This window comes from Pedobacter sp. MR22-3 (assembly GCF_026240075.1).
Taxonomy (GTDB): Bacteria; Bacteroidota; Bacteroidia; order Sphingobacteriales; family Sphingobacteriaceae; genus Pedobacter.
Genome location: NZ_JAPIVF010000006.1, coordinates 144,226 through 166,053, shown reverse-complemented (window position 1 = coordinate 166,053; position 21,828 = coordinate 144,226). Strand labels below are relative to the sequence as shown.

The window sequence follows — 21,828 nt, the reverse complement described above, 5'->3', positions numbered from 1 at the left end:
TTATTTAATACCATTAACACTTCGTTAACTCATCATTAACCATTATACAGGTTATTTTATTTCAGATTTGTTCCAGATATTAAAACAACATCATATGAAAAAAATCTTTTTGATAGCCATAGCGCTATTCATTACCGGGGCAGCCTTCGGTCAGCAAAAACCAAATCAGTCTAAAACTTCTACTCAATCCACATCTGTTAGCATCAACAACAGTGATAATGAATATCGTTTAAATGCCAGCTTTAATCCTGTTAAAGCAGAAGCTGTTAAGACTTTAATTATTAAAGCCCTGGCACAGTCGGGAGAAAATGAAGCGGATGAAACAATATGGAAATTAAAGGATACGTATTCCATTAAATTAGAAAAGGATCAGTTAACGATTAAACTGGATAAAGAAAAGGCCACAGGGTCGCTTTATAAATTGATCAGGCAGTTAGGACAGGATATCCAGCAAACCTTAACGAAATCATAATTAAGAATTAACCTATCTATTTCACTTAAATGCTCCTGATATGAAATCGAGAATGGCAAACACGCTGATCGTTTTACTGATGTTAATTACAGTTTCAACATATGCCCAAAATGAACTTTCTGTTAGTGGCAAGGTATTAAATCAGATGAATCAGCCTATAAACGGCGCCAATATATCAATGAAGAATGTTGCAGATACTTCCCTTATTTTATCGGCCGTAACGGATATCAATGGGAATTATGCTTTTAATACTGTAAAAAGAGGCATGTATAAGGTTGTGGCTACTTCAATCGGATACGAAAGTGTTTATAGGAATTTTAATGTGGATAGCGCAACAAAAGCAGCAAATATCGTATTACAACCATCTGTTTTAGCATTAAACGAAGTAAAGATTACGGCAAGCAAACCTTTGGTTGAGCAAAAGATTGATAAAACTGTTGTTAATGTTGATGCCATGCTTACTGCAAGCGGTGGCACTGCACTTGAAGTATTGGAAAAATCGCCAGGGGTTATAATTGGCCAAAATGGTAGTATTACACTCAAAGGTAAGGCAACAACAATCTTCATTGATGACAAACCGACCTATCTTTCGGGTCAGGACCTTGAGAATTACCTCAGGTCATTGCCTTCTGCTTCTTTAAATCAGATAGAACTGATGACAAATCCCTCTTCCAGATATGATGCAGCCGGTAACGGTGGTGTAATTAATATACGCACCAAGAAAACTAAAATTGTTGGCATTAACGGGGGCATAAATTTAGGGTATATCCAGGGGAATTATGCCAGAACAAATAATAGCTTAAATGTGAATTACAGGAATAATAAAATTAATATTTCAGAAAATCTGAGTTACATTACAACCAATAGCTACAGCGATCTGGATATTAACCGGCATTTTCAAAATGCGATGGGCGAAACAACGGCTAATTTTTTGCAGAATTCTTTTACACGTTATACCGGAAACAGTTTTACTTCAAGGCTGGGCCTGGACTATTATGTATCTGACAAGACCACGATCGGTATCGGCTGGACTGCAATATCACACCCTGCTAATCAAAAATCGATGGTGAACAGCAGGTTCTTAAATGAAGCAAATCAATTGGATTCAACCATTGTGGCCAACAACCATCAGGATGAATCTTTTAAAAACAACAATATAAACCTGAATTACCGCCATCAGTATAATCAATCAGGCCGCGAATTAACCATAGATGTAGATTATCTCAACTATGATATGGGAAGTCAGCAATCGTTCCTGAATAATAGTTATTTAAGAGATGGAATGCTGACAAATCATGAATTATTAACTGGCGATTTACCAACGAATATTAAAATTTATGCGGCTAAGGCAGATTATAGCCATCCTTTTAAAAATGGCATTAAACTTTCTATGGGAGCAAAATCAAATATTACCTTAACAGATAACGAGGCAAACTATTTTTATACCGTTACGGGTGTGAAAATACCTGATTATAGCAAAACAAATCACTTCAATTACCGGGAAAATATTAACGCTGTTTATATCAGCGCCAATAAAGAATTTAAACGGTTAACGGTACAAGCCGGGTTAAGAATGGAAAGTACATTTTCCAAAGGTCATCAATTGGGTAATATTCAAAAAAGCGACTCCACTTTCAATAGAAATTATACCGGGCTATTTCCGACTTTATACCTACAATATAAATTGGATACCACAGGTAACAACCTCATTGGAATGAATTATGGGAGAAGAATTGACCGGCCTTACTACCAGGACTTAAATCCTTTTATTTCTCCAATTGATAAATTCACCTATTATACAGGCAATCCTTTTTTAAATCCATCCTATTCAAATAGCCTGGAACTTTCTCATACGTATAAAAGCAAACTGACTACTACCCTAAGTTACAGTAAAACCTTAGACCAGGTAAATGAAACCATTGAAATTCTGGATGGAATCTATTACAGTCGGCCAGGCAATATTGGGCAATCTGTGTTCAAATCTCTTTCTGTTAATGGCAATTTCGACCTCCTGCCCTGGTTTAATGTTAATCTGTATGGACAGGTTTCAAATATTCACACCACAGGTTCATTCTATACCGGCTATATTGATACAAAAGGTACCTTTTATTATATTAAACCACAGTTTCAGTTTAAAATAAAAGGCAATTGGATTTTTCAGATTGATGGTTATTACCAAAGTAAGGTAACCAATGCACAGTTTGTAGCCGGTGATCAAAAAAGAGTAAATGCAGCCATCTCTAAAAAAATATCAGCAAGTACAAGTGTAAAACTGGTAATGAATGATGTCTTTCATTCTTATGTAAATAGCGGAACCATTAATAATCTTCTTCAAACACAGGCAAACTACCGCAATGTATTAGATACCAGAACAGCAATACTTACTTTAAGTTATCGCTTTGGCAAATCAATTTCCGGTCAGCGTAAGTATGATAGTAATAGTACAAACAGCGAACAGGGAAGAGTTAAAAACTAAGACTATTAAATACTGTAAATCAGAATCTTAAATAATAAATAATTTATAATAAATAATTTTCCCACAAACGGGAAAATTATTTTGAATTATAATATTTATTTATTAAAATTGTTTATGAAAAAAATATCAACCAATTTTTTTCTTATTTAAGAGTATGATTTGTAACTCTATAATCTAACAAAACATCTAGCTGACAAGGGTGCATGTTTGTCGGGGTCTAATATTAAATCTCAAACTAATGGAAAGTAAAAATTTTGACCCTAAGGATTTCTTAGGCGCAAAGGTGGTTTCACCTTTAGAGCAAGAAAAACTAGTTGGCGGTATTGCAACCGCTGATGACGTTCAGGTTGTTACTGTAGTAGAAACAATTGTTGTAGTAGTAACAGTTGTTGAACCGTAATGCAAAAAAGCTGCCTCACTCTGAGGCAGCTTTTTAAATTAATTCCTTTCTCTTATTAATTTTTTCTTTTAACTTTCTAATTGGTATAAATTCTTAAACTAATTATGATTGATAGTATTGACCAAATTATTACAAATATTATGGAACACATAGACGTAAAAACCCCTGAAATATCCCAAATGGTCAGCTATGATTGGTGGGAAAAATTTTTATCTGTAACAAATAATAGAACACAAACAGCTGTAATTAAGAATGCAATATCCATAGATGATACAAATTTATTATCAGGAGAAATTTTACATGTAATTCAAGAACTTTGCAGGCTTCGTACTAATAAATACGGATATCGCGTTTATGTCGATGACAAACTAGTAAAAGATGATTATTTAAATTATATTTTTGATAATCCACCCTTACCATTAGAGGATGTAGAGCAATATGCTGATCGTGTCTTTAAAGATCAAAACTTTGGTATGATTATAAATGGATGTGAAAAATTTTCTGATCCATTATCTAAAAAATTAATCGAATTGATTTCACCATTACTTGAAATTGTTGGTATTCCAATGGTGGGATTAAGTGTTCATACTTTTGTAGGAAACTATGGTTATACTCCTTTAGGTATCCATAAAGACAATCCAGGAGAAAATGTAATTCATTTTCATTTAGGGCCAGGCGGAAAAACAATGTATAATTGGAGTGATGAAGTTTACGAACAAATAAATGGAAAAAAGAAGAATGAAGATAAAGATTTCGAAAGTTTGCTGCCATATGCAGAATTATACAATTTCGAAAAAGGTGACGTCTACTTTATGCCATGGAATAAATTTCATTTAGGTAAAACTGATGGCTTATCAATTGGCGCAACCGTATGGTTTAATAACCCTCCCAAAAAAAAACTTTTTGATAAAATTATATCCTCGCTATCTCAACAGTATATGGTAAATGACGATAGTCTCAAGGATATCATGACCCCAGTAAAAGATCCTTATGGACAAGAAACGCTAGATGAGTTAAGAGACCTTCTAGTGGTAGATGAAAATATACTTAATTTATCATTTAATGATGCTTTTAAGGTCTTGCATGATGATTATAAGCTTGCATTATTTAGTAATTCCGGATGGAAAACCAGAACGACTTCATTATCTGATGAGAAACTTTTTGATGTTGATAATTATATTTTATTAAAAGACAGAATTATTAAATTAACACAGCCGTTTAAAATATATTCCAGAAGATCAATAGACGGCGAAGAAATAATTATATTTGCTAGAGGTTCAAAATTAAAAATGCGTTATCATCCTGAGATAGAAAATATTATATACGAACTCAATAAAGGCGAAGAAATTAATTCAGCTAAACTTATTGAAAAACTATCTGTAGAATGGCCTGAAGATGCAGGATTATACATTCTTGGACTTTTATACGATAAAAGGGCTATAGAGTTTAATGCTTAACTATTGAACGATTTTAGTGAGTTTTTTAGGGTTGTCTTCCATCCTATTATCTGATTAAATTGTGCTGCAGATTAAATCAGACGATTTATTTCAGATAAAAAACATGAGTTCACATAATTTATAATTATATATAAAAATAAATATATAATATGGATAACAATGAACAATAATACATCGGCTTCATAATCTAATAAAGGTAATGAAATTTAAATTCGTACCTCAACATGATCAAATGGATTGCGGCCCTGCCGCACTTTCCATGATTTCACAATACTATGGTAAAAACTATACTTTACAATTTCTTCGAGACAAATCATATATTACCAGGGAAGGTGTAAGCATTGCTGGAATATCCCATGCCGCAAAAGATATTGGCTTAGATCCGTTTATTATTCAGTTAACTCCTGAACTTTTAGCAGCTGATAAAGACTTCCCTTGTATTTTACATTGGAATCAAAATCACTTTGTGGTATTGTATGAAATTAAAAAATCACTATTCTCAAATAACTTAAAATTCAAGATTGCAGATCCTGGACATGGAAAAATTACATTAGATGAGGTTACCTTTCGTAAACACTGGATTAGCGCAGATAACTGTGGCATTACAATGTTCCTAAAGCCTACGAAAGACTTCTATAAAAAATCAGAACCTGTACAGGAAATTTTTCATTTTAAATATCTTTATAATCATTTAAAATCCTTTAAATGGCAAATCTTTCAATTGGCGCTTGCACTACTCGCAACCAGCATCATTACGTTAATTTTTCCTTTCCTAACCCAATCAATCATAGATAAAGGTATTGGATCAAAAAGTTTAAATATCGTATCTATCCTTTTATTAGCACAAGTATTTCTTTTTATTGGCTCAACTATTATTGATGTTGTCCGGAATTGGATTGCCCTGTATTTAGGCACGAGGATTAATATTCATATTATCTCTGACTTTTTGAGAAAAATATTAAAATTACCCATCTCTTTCTTTGATTCAAAAATGAGATCAGATTTTAACCAGAGAATCCAGGATCAGGTGAGAATTGAGAATTTTTTAACCTCTCAAAGCTTACTAACACTTTTTTCATTAATTAATTTCTTAGTATTTTTCTTTGTTTTATCTTACTATGATGTAAAAATTGTTATCACATATTCATTACTTAGTATTCTTGCCGTTGGCTGGTCTATCATATTTCTAAATAGAAGAAAGATATTAGATTATTATCGTTTTCAAAGGCGATCGGAAAATCAAGATTCCATTTACGAATTCATTAATGGGATTCAGGAAATAAAATTGCATAATCTTGAAAATTACAAAAGAGATAAATGGGAAAAAATCCAGGTAAAACTATTTGGCATTAATATCAGAATACTTAAGACTGACCAATTACAGATCGTTGGTTTTGATTTTATCAATCAGTTTAAAAATATAATTGTAACCTATATTGCAGCCCGAGAGGTAATACTGGGGCACATATCATTAGGGGCGATGCTGAGTATATCTTATATCATTGGCCAAATGAATTCTCCTATAAATCAACTTATCACATTTTTTCGGTCATTTCAAGAAGCAAAACTTAGTCTTGAAAGATTAAACGATGTACAGCGTCAGGAAGAAGAAGAAAAGGCTGATCAAATAGTTTTGCTGGATGACCAACATTTAGCTGATCAAGATATTTACTTAAAAAACTTAAGCTTTCAATATGGTAGTCCAACATCTACTTTCGTACTTAAAAATCTTAATTCTCAAATTCATTTTGGTAAGACGACTGCCATTGTAGGATCAAGTGGAAGTGGAAAAACCACATTAATGAAATTACTTTTAAAGTTTTACGCCACACCTGATGGTAAAATATGCATCGGCAATCATGATCTTGAAGACATATCGCCTGTAAGCTGGAGAAGTAAATGCGGTGTTGTGATGCAGGACGGCTATATTTTTGCAGATACTATTGAAAGAAATATTGTTTCAGGAGATGAAATTATTAATAATTATAAACTTGCAGAAGCAATCAGAATTTCAAATATGTCTGATTTTATTAAAGAATTACCCCTTGGATTAAAAACTAAAATTGGTGCTTCAGGGAGCGGAATCAGCGGAGGGCAAAAACAAAGAATACTTATTGCAAGAGCTGTATATAAAAATCCCAGTTATTTATTTTTTGATGAGGCAACAAGTGCTCTTGATGCTGAAAATGAAAAAATTGTACATGATAACCTACATACTTTTTTAATAGGAAAAACAGCAGTTATCATTGCACATAGGCTCAGTACTGTTAAAAATGCCGATCAAATCATTGTAATGAAAAACGGCCTGATAGTGGAAACAGGCAATCACCAAAAACTAGTTAATAATAAGGCAGAATATTACAACTTAATTAAAAACCAACTGGAATTAGGAAATTAATAAGCGCAAAATGGAAGAACAACTTCAGAAAGAATTAGAGATTAATAAATATTTTTTCATGAAACATGGATATATCATCATTATCATCACAATTGTGTTAATAGCGGCCTCATTCCTTATCATAAAAATTGATCATAAATCTCTATTTCAAATGACTATAGAATATTATTTTCGATAAAATTATTTATTACACCTCATCATAAACTTTTTCTAATATTGAAGATATTGCTTTTTTTATTCGAATCATACCTTCTTGCTTATTTATATCGATTTCGCAGAAAAGACTATCATTCGATTTAGCATGTAATACCAGATAATAAATCCCCGCAACCAGTAAACCCGTTACTGCTCTTAAATCAATATCTTTTCCAGATAGCTCTTTATCTGCAAGATTAAAGAAAGATGAACCAAATCGTTCTCTATCTTCAGAAATTTCATGCATGATTTGGTTTCTTTGACTAATGTGCCATAATATAACCTTTTGCATCTCCTCATCCTCATAAAAACAATCCAATTGATTTTGTAATAGAAAATCTAATAATTGTCTAGTATTTCCACCTTGATTTTTTTCTATCATTTCATTTACATAACCTAAGGCGGCTACCCAATAGTTTTTATTTCTAAAATAAGTTTCTATTAGATTTTCTAATGATTCAAAATAAATAGTAATCAAACGGCGACTAAGACCTGCAGCTTTTGAAATATTTGTGGCAGTTAGTCCAGTATATCCTTTGGATTTAATGATTATTCCAACAGCTTCAATAAGTTTTTGAGTTGAGCGCTCTTTATCATTAGATGTTCCTTGATATCTTTTTTTCGCCATAAAATCTGCTATTCCATTGAATATGTATTTTAAATAATACATAATCAGTGAAAACTGAAAGCTAAATTAATTAATAATTAGATAAATTATAACAATAATTAAATATTATGTATTTTTAATAATACCAATAATAAACAAAAATGTTAAGTTATTATGGATCTGGTAAAATCACTACTTGAAGATTTATGATTAAAAAACATTCTATTTTTATAAAAAGTATTCAGGTGTGAATAAATTAAATGCTTTTGAAAGTTTAATATGCTTTAATATATTTAATCTCATCTCCACCGCAATCACTTTCATTGATTTGCACACAACTTTCAGGGGTTTGCATACAGCTGCGCGTTCCATCTTCCCGAACTTTGAACCATAAAATAAGTAACTATGGAAATCAAAAAAATAAACCTAGGAAATCAAGGCCTGATTGTTCCCGTAATGGGATTAGGCTGTATGGGAATGACAGGATTTGAAGAAGCTGATATGTATGGCAAGGCAGATGAAAAGGAGGCTATTGCTACCATACATCAATCAAAAGAATTAGGCGTTAACTTTCTGGATACTGCAGATTTATATGGCCCGTTAAAAAATGAACAGCTCATTGCAAGAGCGATAGATGGGCATCGAAATGATTACATCATTGCCACTAAGTTTGGTTGGGAAATAGATGATAATGATAAAGTGACATGGGCAATTAATGGTCAGAAGAAATATGTAAAAAAAGCATTAGAGCGGTCGCTTAAAAACCTTAAAACCGATTATATCGACTTATACTACCTGCATCGTTTAGATAAAAATACCCCTATCGAAGAAACAGTTGAAGCCATGAGTGAATTGGTAAAAGAAGGGAAAATTGGCCATATTGGTTTGTCAGAAGTTTCTTCGGAAACCATTAAAAGGGCACACACCGTACATCCAATTGCCGCAGTACAAAGTGAATACTCCCTGTTTGAACGCACTGTAGAAAAAAGAGGGATTTTGCAAACACTGGAAGAACTCGGAATCAGTTTTGTAGCCTATTCACCGCTCGGGCGGGGATTTCTATCCGGTCAGATTCGTACCATTAATGATTTACCTGCCAATGATTTCAGGAGATCGATTCCACGTTTTCAGGAAGCATATTTCCACAAAAATATCGAACTGGTTGATGCCATTGAAGCCATGGCCGCAGATAAAAATATTACGGCAACACAACTCGGACTGGCGTGGATGATGAATAAAGGGATTATCCCTATTCCGGGTACTAAAAGGAGAAAATATTTAGCACAAAATATTGCAGCGGCAGCTATTCTGCTTAGCGAAAGTGATGTCTCAAAACTGGAAAGCATCATTCCGCTGGGTACCGATACAGGCGATGCCTATGATGAATTCAGCATGGGGCTAATCGACTAACCTACAGGCACAACTTCAGAATAAACCGGAGTTGTGCTTTTTCAATTTTATTATCTATAAATTAGCATCATCATGAACACTATTTCATCCATATCAGCATTTCATCGCTTATTATCTCTCCCTGAGCCACATCATCCTTTTGTAAGTGTGATCAATCTGGCAGAAAGCATTTTTATAGCAGATGAGGTATGGAAAGGATTTGTGAACCGCTTTTATTGCGTCGCACTGAAACGTGAGGCTACAGGAAAAATCAAATATGGCCAGCAGCATTACGATTATGATAAAGGCGTACTGAGCTTTACCGCACCCAATCAGGTGCAATCTCTTGATTTGCAAAACATGGAATGTGGTTCTGGCTACCTGCTCATCTTTCATCCGGATTTTCTACTGAAACACGACCTGGCGAATGCAATTAATAATTATGGCTTTTTTTCTTATGCTGTGAATGAAGCATTGCACCTTTCCGCAGAAGAGGAAGATGACCTGATTACTATCCTGAACAAAATCAATAAAGAGTGCCTGCATATTGACAGGCATACGCAGGAAATTATTTTATCGCAAATAGAATTGCTGCTGAATTATTCCAACCGCTTCTACGAAAGACAGTTTATCACCCGAAAAAACAATAACCATCAATTACTGATTAAATTTGAACAGGTTATTGATGAGTATTTTAATGCCAACCATACGGCAAGTTTGGGCTTGCTTACAGTACATTACCTGGCCGACAAGCTGAATTTATCGCCTAATTATTTGAGCGATTTATTGCGTGTTCATACCGGGCAAAATACGCAGCAACATATTCATGAAAAATTAATTGCGAAAGCGAAAGAAAAACTTTCTACAACAACCTTGTCTGTTAATGAAATTGCTTACGCACTCGGTTTTGAGCACGCACAATCTTTCAGCACCTTATTTAAGAAGAAAACAAATCTTTCTCCGCTTGCTTTTAGAAATACATTAATTTAAAACAACAAAAAGCTTACTATTTCTCTAAAATAAAATCTACATCAGTCTTTCCATCTTAAATCACTATCCTTAACTTACCCGCCAAATTAAATTGAGGGTATATGACGGAGATTAAATGGGGAATTATTGGTTGTGGAGATGTAACAGAGGTAAAAAGCGGACCGGCTTTCAACAAAGCACCCAATTCTTCGCTGGTAGCGGTCATGCGGAGAGACGCGGCTAAAGCTGAAGATTATGCCAGGCGGCATCAAGTATCAAAATGGTATAGCGACGTGGACGAGTTAATTCATGACCCTGAAGTAAATGCCGTTTATATTGCCACTCCTCCCCTGCAGCATGAAGAATTGACCATCAAAGCCCTCGCTGCAGGAAAACCGGTGTATGTAGAAAAACCAATGGCCTTAAACAGTGAAGCGGCAAAAAGAATGGTTTCCGCTGCGCATCAATATAATGTTAAACTTTCTGTCGCGCATTACCGGAGGGCCCAACCCTTATTCCTGAAAATAAAATCTTTGATTGAGGAAAAGATAATTGGCGACATCCGCTTCGTTGATTTAAAAATGCTGCAACCACAAAAAAATGATCTCATTGCCACTGCAGAATCAAATTGGAGAACAAATCCGGAAATATCAGGTGGTGGACTTTTTCATGATCTGGCTCCGCATCAGCTGGATTTAATGTTGTATTACTTCGGAAGTATAAAAAGCTATCACGGGATTGCTGTCAATCAATCTGGCAACCAACAGGTGGATGATCTGGTTACCGGGCATATTTTATTTGAAAACGGTGTGGTATTTAACGGCACCTGGTGCTTTACGGTAGCTGAAGCACAACAAGCGGATAGTTGTGTGATTTTTGGGACCAGGGGAAAAATTAGTTTCCCTATGTTTGGCCATCAAATTAAGGTAACCATAAATGGCGATGATGAAAAATTGGATTTTCTCCCATTGGCGCATGTGGAGCAACCCATGATTGAAAAGGTGGTGGCCTATTTCCTGAATGAAGCAGAAAACCCTTGCAGCGGCGAAGAGGCACTTAAAACCATGAAATTACTGGACGGATTTACGCATCAAAAACATGAATAAAAGTTTTTTTATTTTTTTTTAAAAAAGTTAAAAACAATTTTAATTCTGAGTTGTCTATTATGTAGTTTGTTTGGTTTATGCTTTACACGATGGATGTCTTTAAAGCAAAATAATTCAGCCTCATAGAAATATGGGGCTTTCTCATTTTAAAAATGACGGGCAAACGGATTATTTGATAAAATAAAATCATATTATAAAACTTATCATCACATATTACGTTCATACCATGACTGCTTAAATGATTTGCAGTTAAATAGCTTGATGAACTCGGAAATATCGACCCTGTACAGCGGGTGGATTAAGAAGAGACATGAAGACAAAAACAAAGTTCCCGGCGGCAACAGGCGCCCATTTTTATGCAACATTAAGGCAGAGGGTAAATTTCGATTTTGCTTCCAAAAATTTAAGTATACATGCCAATGGACTCATGTGGTTTAAAACATTTGTTTTTCTGAGCTTATTTACCATTCTTTACCTCACCATCATTTTTGCCCATCTAAACGGACTAATACTCACCTTGTTCACCTTAACACTTGGTGTAATTTGTGCATTTATCGGTTTTAATATTTGTCATGATGCCATTCATGGTTCATTTTCAGCCAGTAAACAAACCAATAAAATATTAAGCCTGCTATTTCATCTGGTTGGTGCCAGTCCGTATGTCTGGAACATCACCCATAATATTGTTCATCATACCTATACCAATATTCCGGGGCATGATGAAGATATTGAAATTGCACCAGGATTGATTCGAATCAGCCATGAGGATAAGCTGGAACCACATCAGCGTTATCAGCAATGGTATGCCTTTCCACTCTATGGATTGGCATCTCTTTCATGGGTATTGCGGAAAGATTACAAGAAATTTTTTCAAAAAAACATTGGCGCAAGGCAGAACATTCATCCCGGGATAGAATACTTTAACCTGTTTTTCTTCAAATTCTTATATTATGCGCTTTTCATAATTGTGCCAATACTGGTTATGAATCTGCACTGGTGGCAGGTGTTGATAGGTTTTATTTTATTGCATCTGGCGCAAGGCATTACCATGGGACTGGTGTTTCAGCTGGCACATGTAGTGGAAGGAACGGCCTTTCCGCAACCGAATGCAAACGGTGATATGGAAGAAGCCTGGGCAGAACACCAAATGCGGACCACGGCAAACTTTGCCACCCAATCTCCAATGGCTGCATTTTTTCTTGGTGGATTAAACAGGCAGATTGAACACCATCTTTTCCCTAAAATCTGTCATGTGCATTATGGCCGGATCGCGGTGATTGTGAAACAAACGGCATTAGAATATGGTATTCCTTATCATGAGAACCATACTTTTTCTTCAGCAATGCGCTCACATTTCCGTCTTTTAAAGAAATTAGGCCGGCCCGCTGTGGTATAATTTTATGGGATAGTGGAAATAAAAAAGTGGAACCATCTTACAAAGGCTCCACTTTTTTCTAAATAAGGGAAGGTTAAACTGCTGCTTCCATAGCTTCACGCAAAGCTTTCGCTGCAGCGGCAGGGTCTTCAGCACCATAAATGGCTGCACCAGCTACAACAACTTCTACACCCGATTTAACAACCGCTGCCACATTATCGATATTTACACCTCCAGCAATTGATACCGGCACACCCACTCTGGCAGCCTCATCAATCAACACCTGAATAGAATAACCAGCTGTCCATTGCTCATCTAAGCCAGCATGTAACTCTACGAATTTAACGCCCAGTTCTGTCACTTCCTGTGCCCTTTGTACACGGTCAGAATAACCAATGGTATCAACCACTACGCCTTTACCATGCGCTTTAGCCGCTTTAACGGCACCGATAATGGTCGCGTTTCCGGCAGCCCCCATTACAGTAACCAAATCCGCGCCTGCTTTAAATGCGATATCTGCTTCCAGTTCTCCTGCATCAGCCGTTTTTAAATCTGCAAAAACCAATTTATCAGGATGTGCGTTTTTCATTGCGGTAATAACCGATGATCCCACATTTTTGATTAATGGTGTACCTAACTCAATAATATCTACATAAGGAGCCACTTTTGCGGCCAAAGCCAACGCCTCTTCAGTAGTTAACAAATCTATTGCTACTTGTAATTTTGCCATGATGTTTTGTATTTATATAATTTAATTGTTATTCAAGATTGGCATGCCTTTGATATAATGCTGCTGCCGGCGTACCGTCGAGTTTCCATAAAGACTGGAATACTGCATCCAGTAAAAGCATTAAAAACTGTTCAAATAAACTGCCTGCATATTGAGCTGACTTCCCGCTGCCATGTTCTTCCTTTCCTGCAGCAGGAATATAAACGACATGATCAGCCAGTTTAGCAAGTGCGGCATTCGGATCTGCAGTTAAAGTAACCAGCTTTGCCCCTATCGAAACGGCCTTCTCCGCTGCCCTGACAATGCCGCTTGTGGTGCCTGATCCGGAAGCTGCAATGAGCAGATCTTCCTGATTAATGGCTGGGGTAGTGGTATCACCTACTATATACACCTGCAAGCCTAAATGCATTAGTCGCATAGCAGCTGCGCGCATGGCAAACCCTGACCTTCCGGCTGACACTATAAAAATACGCGGCGATTGCTGGATATAACCGATCAGCGGAACCAGGCTTTCCAGGTCTATATCTTTAACCAGCTTTAAATTTTCATTCAATACCAGTTCTAAATTCATTTGTAGATCCCAAACCAGTTGCTGATTGTCTGCTAATTCTTCTGTTTCGTTTTGCATGTCTCTTTGATCCTGTTCAATGCATCAAAGGTAGACGAAGTGCTGCGCCAGCCTGTTATACAATTGGCACATAATGTAGGACAATCAGCTAAGATCAGACCTGAATAGTCATGCTTTTCACATAAAAAAGACTGTGTTTCCGAATAGTCCACCTTTATGCGTCGATTATCCAAGGCCATAAATCGTAAGCACTTATCTTTGCACATATGAATATTGCTGTACCTACTCCGCTCGAAAAATCATTGCTGTATATCCGAAACCTGAATAATTGTCCACCCAGTTACCTGAACGATCCGGGCCGGAAAGATTTTTTCGAAGTGGTCTGGTTAAAAAATGAAGATCCGCTGCACAGCATGTCTGATACCACCTTTAACATTAAAGGCGATTGGATTTACCTGATTCCGCCTTACAGGGTACACCAATTGAACAAGGCCGGAAAAAATGGTGAGCTGATTTCATTTAAAAGATCCATGCTGGAGGAAGAAGACAAAGATTTTCTATTGGATCTTTTCAGGATTTTTAATGTTCAGGGGGAGTTTTCCTGTTTAAGGTTAGATGCTGCATCTTCAAAGGAATTGGGTGCCATCTATCAAATTATGGAAGAAGAATATAGCCGTGAAGGAAATCATTTCATGATGCTTAAAGCTTTACTTAAAGTTTTCCTCCTTAAACTGATCAGTGTAAAAGAGCATGAATTTACCAGCCATGATGTTCATCAGAAAAGGGTTTATGAGTTTTTAATGCTGCTGGAAAGTAATTTCTTAACGGTTACCAATATAGATTTTTATGCCGGAAAACTGGGCATCAGCTCCAAGCGGTTAAACCAGATTTTGAAAGACAAGTTAGATAAAACCGGTACCCAAATCATTCACGACAGGATTATTCTGGAAGCCAAAAGAAGAATGATCCATAGTGAAGTAACCATCAAGGAAATAGCCTATGATTTAGGTTTCTCCGACCGCCCTTATTTTAGTCGTTTCTTTAAAAAGCAGACTGGTGAAACACCTGATGAATTTCAGAAAAAAGCAAGGGCACACATTGAATCGAAATTTAATACCTTGATATAAGATCAGTCCTTTAAAATACAGCTGCATAAAAAGAGGGCTTCATCATGAATAATTAAGATTTTCATGTTGAGCCTGTCGAAGGACTTGTAAAATCTATTTAAGGTTTTTCGACAAGCTCAGGATGACATTTCAGTTTATGATTCAGCCGTTTTTTATTTTTTCAATAACGCCTATCGGCTTTTTTTGCTCTGAAAATCTCAATAAATACGCCCAGTGAGCTGAGTATCAAAAATACTCCCATGATTAAATTGGTTCTGTCATCCATAGGTTTAAAAGTTTAGGAAATCCAAGCTAAAACTTTCTGATGACATTTCAAAGACATAAACAGCAAAGGAGTATTTATTTAAGTAATTCACCTAAAAACATCAGGGTATGGTTCCATGCCCTTTTAGCCATAACTGCATTATAATCTGCAGATTTCGGATCGGTAAAGGTATGTTTGCTATTGGCATAGGTAATTATCTGCCAATCGGCTTTGCCATCATTCATTTCTTTTATCAAATTACTCATATTTTCTGGCGTTACACTTTGGTCATCAGCCGGGTTTTCAATTAACATTTTTGCAGTTAAAGCCCCATTTTTTCGATCGGCTGCTTTGCCCAAACTTCCATGAATGGATACCACTCCCACTACCGGGAAACCAGCACGGGCAGTTTCCAGCGCACCTGCTCCACCAAAGCAATACCCGATTACGGCCAGTTTATCTGCCTGTGCACCGGCTTTTTTTAATTCTTCCAGCGCCAGGGAAATACGTTTCTGATACGCCTGATAATCCTGCTTATACTTGCCGGAAAGTTGTGCGGCAGCGGCATTGTCTTTAGGTATATTACCTTCGCCATAAATATCGGCTATAAAGGCCATATAACCTTGCTGCTGTAATTCCAAAGCTGCTGTTTTTGCTTCTTCGTCTATTCCTTTCCAGGCAGGGAGGATTAATACACCAGGCAATTTTTTACCGGTATTGGCGGTAACCATTCCATGGAGTTTCTGACTGCCATCAGCATATTCAACTGTTTTTAATTGTGCATTTGCGATTCCGGCAGATAGCAGAAAAATGCTTAGAAATAATTTGTTCATCTGTTATTATTTGATATGGGTTTGAATAGATTTTTAAAAGATACAAATGAATGTATGAATTGTTACATAAATGATGCTACATCACTGATTTATATTATTTTAGTTTACGGCAACATTATATCTGAAGCGTTACAAAGTAAACTCTTTTTTTGCAAACCCTGTTGACTATATTTGTGCTGCTCAACCCTAATCATCCCGATTGGTTTTGTAAATCACATCCTATGAAAAAGTACATGCTTTTAACGGCAATGATGTTCTTGTTTTATTTTGCAAAAAGTCAGACTTTAATTCTGGCTAAAGATGTGGGCCAATATATCGGAAAAACCGTTACCATTTGCGATTCTGTTTATACCACCAAAACACTGGATAAATTAACCCTGATTAATCTTGGTGGTGCCTTTCCAAAAGAATTCATTACGGTGGTGATTAACAAAGCCGACGAAAGTAAATTTACCTCCGAACCAGCCAGCATGTATTTAGGGAATAATGTTTGCATTACCGGCATCGTTAGCGAATTTAAAGGTAAACCACAAATTGTAGTAACAGATCCTAAACAAATTGTCATCAAATAATCTGCCTTAAATCAGAGGGCAGCATGCCTATTTATCTGTACTTCTGTTTAACGCGGCATTATTCATAAGAAATTATCAACCAGACTATCACTTATTTATAAATTTTCTTTTCCTGCTAAAATAGCCGAATAGTACCTTCCCATTGAAAAGGAAGAACTATTCGGCAGAGCGAACTTAATATATAAATTTGATTAGCACTGATGCCTGATGCATTAGCTAAAAGAAAAGACGAATGATATAATGAAAAATTTGCGCTTTGAACTGTAAAGATTAAAAATCCAATGATGATTCTCATACATATTATATGAACACACCTTATTGCAGGATATAAAGCAATAATGGCAGGATCAATCCTAAGGATAACAGTTTATATCTTAATAGGGTATTCAATGCCTCATCACTCGGGTATATCCATTTAAAGAAAATGGTTCACTAAATTATTGATGAAAAATTACAGACCTATGTGATAATTTGATAGTTTTGAAAATTCAACAACAGCAGCAAATGAGGTTTAAACCTACCATTCTTTTATCCATACTCGTTCTCCTGATCCTGATGTTTTCAACATTAAGCGTATTTATTGCGGAGCATCCCATTCTTCCTTTTGATATTAAAGTTTCTTTACTTATTCAAAAATTGCAGTCGGGCTGGATGGATCAGCTGATGCTGGCCATTAGTTTCTTCGGCGAACTTCCCTATTCCCTGCTCTCTGTACTGCTGGTTGCCGGGATATTTTACTGGCAGAAGTTCAGGCGTGAGGCCTTTTACATTGCCATGGTGTTATTTTCCGGCCTGATTATTCTCGGGGTGAAAAATTTAGTTAACCGCCCACGTCCAACAACTTTTTATGTCAGGCTGGTTGAAGTGAACCGGTTTCAGAGTTATCCCAGTGGCCATGTACTTTCTTATGTATTGTTTTTTGGATTTCTGATTATTTTAATGCGAACATTAAAGCAAATCCCTCTAGTTACCAGAAACTTCATTACAGGTATTTCTGCGTTTCTGGTACTGATGATTGCACCTTCCAGAATTTATCTTGGTGCACATTGGTTCACTGATACCATCGGCGGCTTTTTACTGGGAATCATCTGCTTATTCCCTTTATGCTATTTCTATTTCCGGAATAAACCTGTGGAGAAGGTTTAACAAAACAGATAAAGAAGATAACCTATTGTAAAAAAATCTGATATTTTTGTGTTTATGATGGATACAAAACCTAAAGCATTTCTATTTGATTTAAATGGGACAATGATTGACGACATGGCCTATCATAACCATGCCTGGCACGATATTCTGACCAATGATTTAGGTGCAAACATTAGTTTTGCAGCCGTAAAAAAACAGATGTACGGAAAAAACCAGGACCTGCTGGAACGGGTTTTTGGCGTTGGACATTTTTCTCAGGAACAGATAGATCAGATCTCCATTGAAAAAGAGCGCCGTTATCAGGCGGCATACAAAGAACACCTGACCTTAATTCCCGGCTTAAATGCTTTTCTGGATCGTGCAAAACAATCGGGCATTGCCATGGCGATTGGTTCGGCGGCTATTCCATTTAACATCAATTTCGTACTGGATAACTTAAATGTTCGCACTTACTTTGATGCCATCGTAAGTGCAGAAGATGTAAAAAACAGCAAACCAGATCCTGAAACCTTTAGCAAGGGCGCAAACATACTGGGCGTTCTGCCCGAAAACTGTATTGTTTTTGAGGATGCTCCTAAAGGTGTTGAAGCGGCACAACATGCAGGAATGAAGTGCATCGCCTTAACCACCATGCATGGTGCAAAAGAGTTTTCGGCCTACCAGAATATCATTGCATTTATTGAGGATTATCATGATCCTGCATTAAATCAGTTATTTTAATCCCGGTGGTTTATCAATCCATACTTAAATACATCAACCACTCTATTACATGAACCATAGCATCTCTCCCGACCGGTATAACAAAATGAAATATAACCGCTGTGGCCATAGCGGTTTAAAATTACCGGCCATATCACTTGGGCTCTGGCATAATTTCGGGCATGTTAACGATTTTGAAAACAGCCGAAACCTGATCTTTACAGCTTTCAATCATGGCATCACCCATTTCGACCTTGCCAACAATTATGGTCCGCCCCCTGGTTCTGCCGAAGAAGTTTTCGGAAAAATACTGCAGGAAAACTTTCAGGGTTACCGCGATGAAATGATCATCTCGAGCAAGGCTGGTTACACCATGTGGGATGGTCCTTACGGCGATTGGGGCTCAAAAAAGTATCTGGTTTCCAGCCTGGATCAAAGTTTGAAACGCATGAAACTGGATTATGTAGATATCTTTTATCACCATCGACCTGATCCGGAGACACCACTTGAAGAAACGATGGATACCCTGAGCTTAATGGTGCAGCAGGGAAAAGCATTATATGTAGGAATTTCCAATTACAAGGCACATGAAGCAGAGAAAGCCATCAAAATACTGAAAGAAAATGGTACGCCCTGCTTAATCCATCAGCCAAAATATTCGATGTTTGAACGGTGGGTAGAAGGTGGTTTACTGGATGTGCTGGAAGAAAACAGTGTAGGTTGCATTCCATTTTCTCCCCTGGCACAGGGTTTACTCACGGATAAATACCTGCATGGAATCCCTGCAGACTCAAGGGTGGCTACCAGTGGTATATTTTTAAAGGAAAGTCAGATCACGCCAGAAAAAATTGAAGTGATCAGCAAGCTGAATGAAGTTGCCCGTTCACGCGGACAAAAATTATCGCAAATGGCACTTTCATGGATTTTAAAAGACCAGCGGATTACCTCTGTTTTAATCGGCGCCAGCAAGCCTGAACAGATTACAGATGCACTCCCGGCTTTAGACTTTACGCGTTTCAGTGCTGAAGAGCTTAATCTTATTGATCAACTGCTGCCTTAAGATTTCAAAAATAAACCAGGTTCATGTTAGTTTATGATGATCCTGGTGTTTATTATTGCCTGAGCAAACTAAAAACGGCGGATTTGGTTAAAGGTATATCATTTACAAATTCTGACTATGGCCAAAGCCAACAAATCGATATACAGTGCACTTGCAGCCAACTTATTAATTGCCGTTACCAAATTTATTGCAGGCGCATTTACCAATAGTTCTTCTATGATTGCGGAAGGCATTCACTCCACGGTTGATACCAGCAATCAGCTGCTGCTGCTCTACGGTTTAAAGCGCAGTATAAAGCCAGCAGATCAGTACCGGCCCTTTGGCTACGGAAAAGAACTCTATTTCTGGTCCTTTATCGTCTCCATCATGATTTTTGGCCTGGGAGGTGTATTATCAGTTTCGCAGGGCATTACCCATATCCGCTATCCGGAAACGCTTGTTAATCCCGGCTGGAATTATGCTGTCCTGGCCCTATCATTTGTATTTGAGGGTGCCTCACTTCTCGTTGCCATTAAAGAATTTAACCAAACCCGTAAAGGTTTGCCCTGGTGGAAAGCCATCATCAAAAGTAAAGATCCTTCCGGATTTCTGGTACTTTTTGAAGATGGTGCAGCTGTATTGGGACTGTTGATTGTTTTTGTGATGATGGTATTAAGCCATCACCTCAACATGCCTTTTTTAGATGGCCTGGCATCTGTTTTAGTTGGCCTTCTACTGATCTTTGTCTCCTTTATTTTAGCCAGGGAAAGCAGAAGTTTATTAATGGGTGAAGGATTAAGTCCGGAAACTCAGCAAAAACTAAAAGATTTAACGGAAAGTGATCCTGATGTTATGGCAGTAAAAAGTATTTTGTCTACTTATCAGTCTCCAAAGGAAGTTTTACTCGTATTGGTTTTAACTTTCAGGCCTGAACTGGATACTGAAGAATTAACCGGGGCAATAGATAGAATAAGGGAAAGAATTAAGGCTGAATATGAACTTGTTAAATTCGTCATTATTCAGCCTCAATCGGTAAACATCACCACTGAAGAAATTGCTTAATCGGCAATTTATAAATGCGGCCTGTTCAACATTAAATCACCTGCAGTACGATTTTACCGCGGGTATGCCCCTGTTCATTGCTGAGGTGTGCTTTTCGTGCCTCCGTAAATGGCAGTACCTGGTCAATAACAGGCTTAACCTTACCGGCATCAATTAATTGCGCAATTTCTTCCAGTTGTTTCGGAATGGATTGGGCCATATAACTGCTCAAATGAATATTCTTTGCTTTTGCTTCATTTACAAATTCGGGGGCTAGTGTAGTTATGAGCCGGCCACCAGGCTTTAAGACATCAATAGATTTAAGTTGTGTATCACCACCGATGGTATCCAATACCAAATCTATATCATGAAGGATATTTTCAAAGCTTTCCATGTTATAGTCGATCACTTCATCTGCACCCAGCCTTTTCAGAAAATCGATGTTCTGATCAGAAGCTGTTCCAATTACATAAGCACCTTTATTCTTCGCAAACTGCACGGCATAAGTTCCAACGCCTCCAGCAGCTGCATGAATCAAAACCTTTTGTCCTTCTTTTAAAAGTCCGTGGTCAAATAAACCCTGCCAGGCGGTTAAACCTGCCAGAGGAACAGCTGCCGCTTCGGTATGGCCAATACTGATCGGCTTAATACTCAGCAGATTTGCTTTTACCACAATATATTCGGCATAAGCCCCATTTTTTGTCGGATCCGGCCGGCCATAAACCTCATCTCCCTTTCTGAAATGCCCCACTTTGTCTCCAAGAGCTTCAATTACACCTGAAACATCCCAACCCAGGATTAAAGGTAGTTTTGAAGGAAACTTTTCCTTACGGTATCCTTCTCTTATTTTCCAGTCGACAGGATTTACGCTGGTGGCGTGTACCCTGATTAACACTTCATCTTTTTCCGGCTGTGGTACCGGAATTTCATCAATTGACAATACATCCGGACCACCGAATTCGTGGATTCTGATCGCTTTCATAGG

General features: G+C 37.0%; 20 protein-coding genes. 15 read left to right on the top strand and 5 right to left on the bottom strand.

Translation table 11 applies throughout. The features are described from left to right. Nucleotides 1-94: 94 nt before the first annotated feature. The 5 genes from OQ267_RS15925 (at nucleotide 95) to OQ267_RS15905 (ending at nucleotide 7,203) form a co-directional block, all read left to right on the top strand. Nucleotides 95-472, top strand: coding sequence for a hypothetical protein (locus OQ267_RS15925; RefSeq protein ID WP_265818186.1), 378 nt, complete (start codon nucleotides 95-97; stop codon nucleotides 470-472). Nucleotides 473-512: 40 nt separating this feature from the next. Then, nucleotides 513-2,948, top strand: a complete 2,436-nt coding sequence (locus tag OQ267_RS15920; protein ID WP_265836830.1) for an outer membrane beta-barrel protein — start codon at nucleotides 513-515, stop codon at nucleotides 2,946-2,948. Nucleotides 2,949-3,186: 238 nt separating this feature from the next. Beyond that, complete coding sequence (locus OQ267_RS15915) at nucleotides 3,187-3,348, top strand: hypothetical protein (RefSeq protein WP_265836829.1); 162 nt, start codon at nucleotides 3,187-3,189, stop codon at nucleotides 3,346-3,348. 104 nt (nucleotides 3,349-3,452) lie between these two features. Beyond that, entirely contained in the window at nucleotides 3,453-4,805 is a 1,353-nt protein-coding gene (locus OQ267_RS15910) for a hypothetical protein (protein WP_265836827.1), read from the top strand. 199 nt (nucleotides 4,806-5,004) lie between these two features. Beyond that, the gene (locus tag OQ267_RS15905) at nucleotides 5,005-7,203 is read left to right on the top strand and encodes a peptidase domain-containing ABC transporter (RefSeq protein ID WP_265836825.1); all 2,199 of its coding nucleotides are present in this window, start codon (nucleotides 5,005-5,007) and stop codon (nucleotides 7,201-7,203) included. Nucleotides 7,204-7,390: 187 nt separating this feature from the next. On the opposite strand, the gene OQ267_RS15900 is transcribed toward OQ267_RS15905, so the two are convergent. Further along, nucleotides 7,391-8,026: a TetR/AcrR family transcriptional regulator gene (locus tag OQ267_RS15900; RefSeq protein ID WP_265836824.1), complete on the bottom strand. Its 636-nt coding sequence runs from the start codon at nucleotides 8,024-8,026 to the stop codon at nucleotides 7,391-7,393. A gap of 384 nt (nucleotides 8,027-8,410) precedes the next feature. Between OQ267_RS15900 and OQ267_RS15895 the strand changes: the two genes are divergently transcribed. The 4 genes from OQ267_RS15895 to OQ267_RS15880 all read left to right on the top strand — a co-directional run bounded on the left by OQ267_RS15895 (nucleotide 8,411) and on the right by OQ267_RS15880 (nucleotide 12,865). Continuing rightward, nucleotides 8,411-9,415, top strand: coding sequence for an aldo/keto reductase (locus OQ267_RS15895; RefSeq protein WP_265836823.1), 1,005 nt, complete (start codon nucleotides 8,411-8,413; stop codon nucleotides 9,413-9,415). Between the two features lie 72 nt (nucleotides 9,416-9,487). Further along, a complete protein-coding gene (locus OQ267_RS15890) occupies nucleotides 9,488-10,384 on the top strand; it encodes a helix-turn-helix domain-containing protein (protein WP_265836822.1) in 897 nt (298 codons plus the stop codon). A 101-nt stretch (nucleotides 10,385-10,485) separates the two neighbouring features. Beyond that, nucleotides 10,486-11,469: a Gfo/Idh/MocA family protein gene (locus tag OQ267_RS15885; protein WP_265836821.1), complete on the top strand. Its 984-nt coding sequence runs from the start codon at nucleotides 10,486-10,488 to the stop codon at nucleotides 11,467-11,469. A gap of 310 nt (nucleotides 11,470-11,779) precedes the next feature. Beyond that, entirely contained in the window at nucleotides 11,780-12,865 is a 1,086-nt protein-coding gene (locus tag OQ267_RS15880; RefSeq protein ID WP_265836820.1) for a fatty acid desaturase family protein, read from the top strand. Between the two features lie 73 nt (nucleotides 12,866-12,938). Here the strand turns inward: OQ267_RS15880 and hxlA are convergent, their stop codons facing one another. Further along, nucleotides 12,939-13,574, bottom strand: coding sequence for a 3-hexulose-6-phosphate synthase (gene hxlA, locus OQ267_RS15875; protein ID WP_265836818.1), 636 nt, complete (start codon nucleotides 13,572-13,574; stop codon nucleotides 12,939-12,941). Nucleotides 13,575-13,602: 28 nt separating this feature from the next. After that, entirely contained in the window at nucleotides 13,603-14,202 is a 600-nt protein-coding gene (hxlB, locus tag OQ267_RS15870) for a 6-phospho-3-hexuloisomerase (protein WP_265836817.1), read from the bottom strand. 206 nt (nucleotides 14,203-14,408) lie between these two features. Between hxlB and OQ267_RS15865 the strand changes: the two genes are divergently transcribed. Then, nucleotides 14,409-15,269, top strand: a complete 861-nt coding sequence (locus OQ267_RS15865; protein ID WP_265836816.1) for a helix-turn-helix domain-containing protein — start codon at nucleotides 14,409-14,411, stop codon at nucleotides 15,267-15,269. A 339-nt stretch (nucleotides 15,270-15,608) separates the two neighbouring features. On the opposite strand, the gene OQ267_RS15860 is transcribed toward OQ267_RS15865, so the two are convergent. Further along, a complete protein-coding gene (locus tag OQ267_RS15860; RefSeq protein ID WP_265836815.1) occupies nucleotides 15,609-16,346 on the bottom strand; it encodes a dienelactone hydrolase family protein in 738 nt (245 codons plus the stop codon). A gap of 221 nt (nucleotides 16,347-16,567) precedes the next feature. Here OQ267_RS15860 and OQ267_RS15855 point away from each other — a divergent pair, with 221 nt between their 5' ends. The 5 genes from OQ267_RS15855 (at nucleotide 16,568) to OQ267_RS15835 (ending at nucleotide 20,864) form a co-directional block, all read left to right on the top strand. Further along, nucleotides 16,568-16,918: a hypothetical protein gene (locus OQ267_RS15855; RefSeq protein ID WP_265818199.1), complete on the top strand. Its 351-nt coding sequence runs from the start codon at nucleotides 16,568-16,570 to the stop codon at nucleotides 16,916-16,918. 480 nt (nucleotides 16,919-17,398) lie between these two features. Continuing rightward, nucleotides 17,399-18,064 carry a phosphatase PAP2 family protein gene (locus OQ267_RS15850; RefSeq protein ID WP_265836813.1) on the top strand — a complete coding sequence of 222 codons (666 nt, stop codon included), beginning with the start codon at nucleotides 17,399-17,401 and terminating at the stop codon, nucleotides 18,062-18,064. Between the two features lie 57 nt (nucleotides 18,065-18,121). After that, nucleotides 18,122-18,784 (top strand): HAD family hydrolase, encoded by a 663-nt coding sequence (locus OQ267_RS15845; protein WP_416348671.1) that lies wholly within the window; start codon nucleotides 18,122-18,124, stop codon nucleotides 18,782-18,784. Nucleotides 18,785-18,833: 49 nt separating this feature from the next. Next, nucleotides 18,834-19,823: an L-glyceraldehyde 3-phosphate reductase gene (gene mgrA, locus OQ267_RS15840; protein WP_265836811.1), complete on the top strand. Its 990-nt coding sequence runs from the start codon at nucleotides 18,834-18,836 to the stop codon at nucleotides 19,821-19,823. Between the two features lie 117 nt (nucleotides 19,824-19,940). Further along, entirely contained in the window at nucleotides 19,941-20,864 is a 924-nt protein-coding gene (locus OQ267_RS15835; RefSeq protein WP_265836809.1) for a cation diffusion facilitator family transporter, read from the top strand. A 31-nt stretch (nucleotides 20,865-20,895) separates the two neighbouring features. Here OQ267_RS15835 and OQ267_RS15830 read toward each other — a convergent pair whose 3' ends face one another. Continuing rightward, a complete protein-coding gene (locus OQ267_RS15830; protein ID WP_265836807.1) occupies nucleotides 20,896-21,825 on the bottom strand; it encodes an NADP-dependent oxidoreductase in 930 nt (309 codons plus the stop codon). Nucleotides 21,826-21,828: the final 3 nt, after the last annotated feature.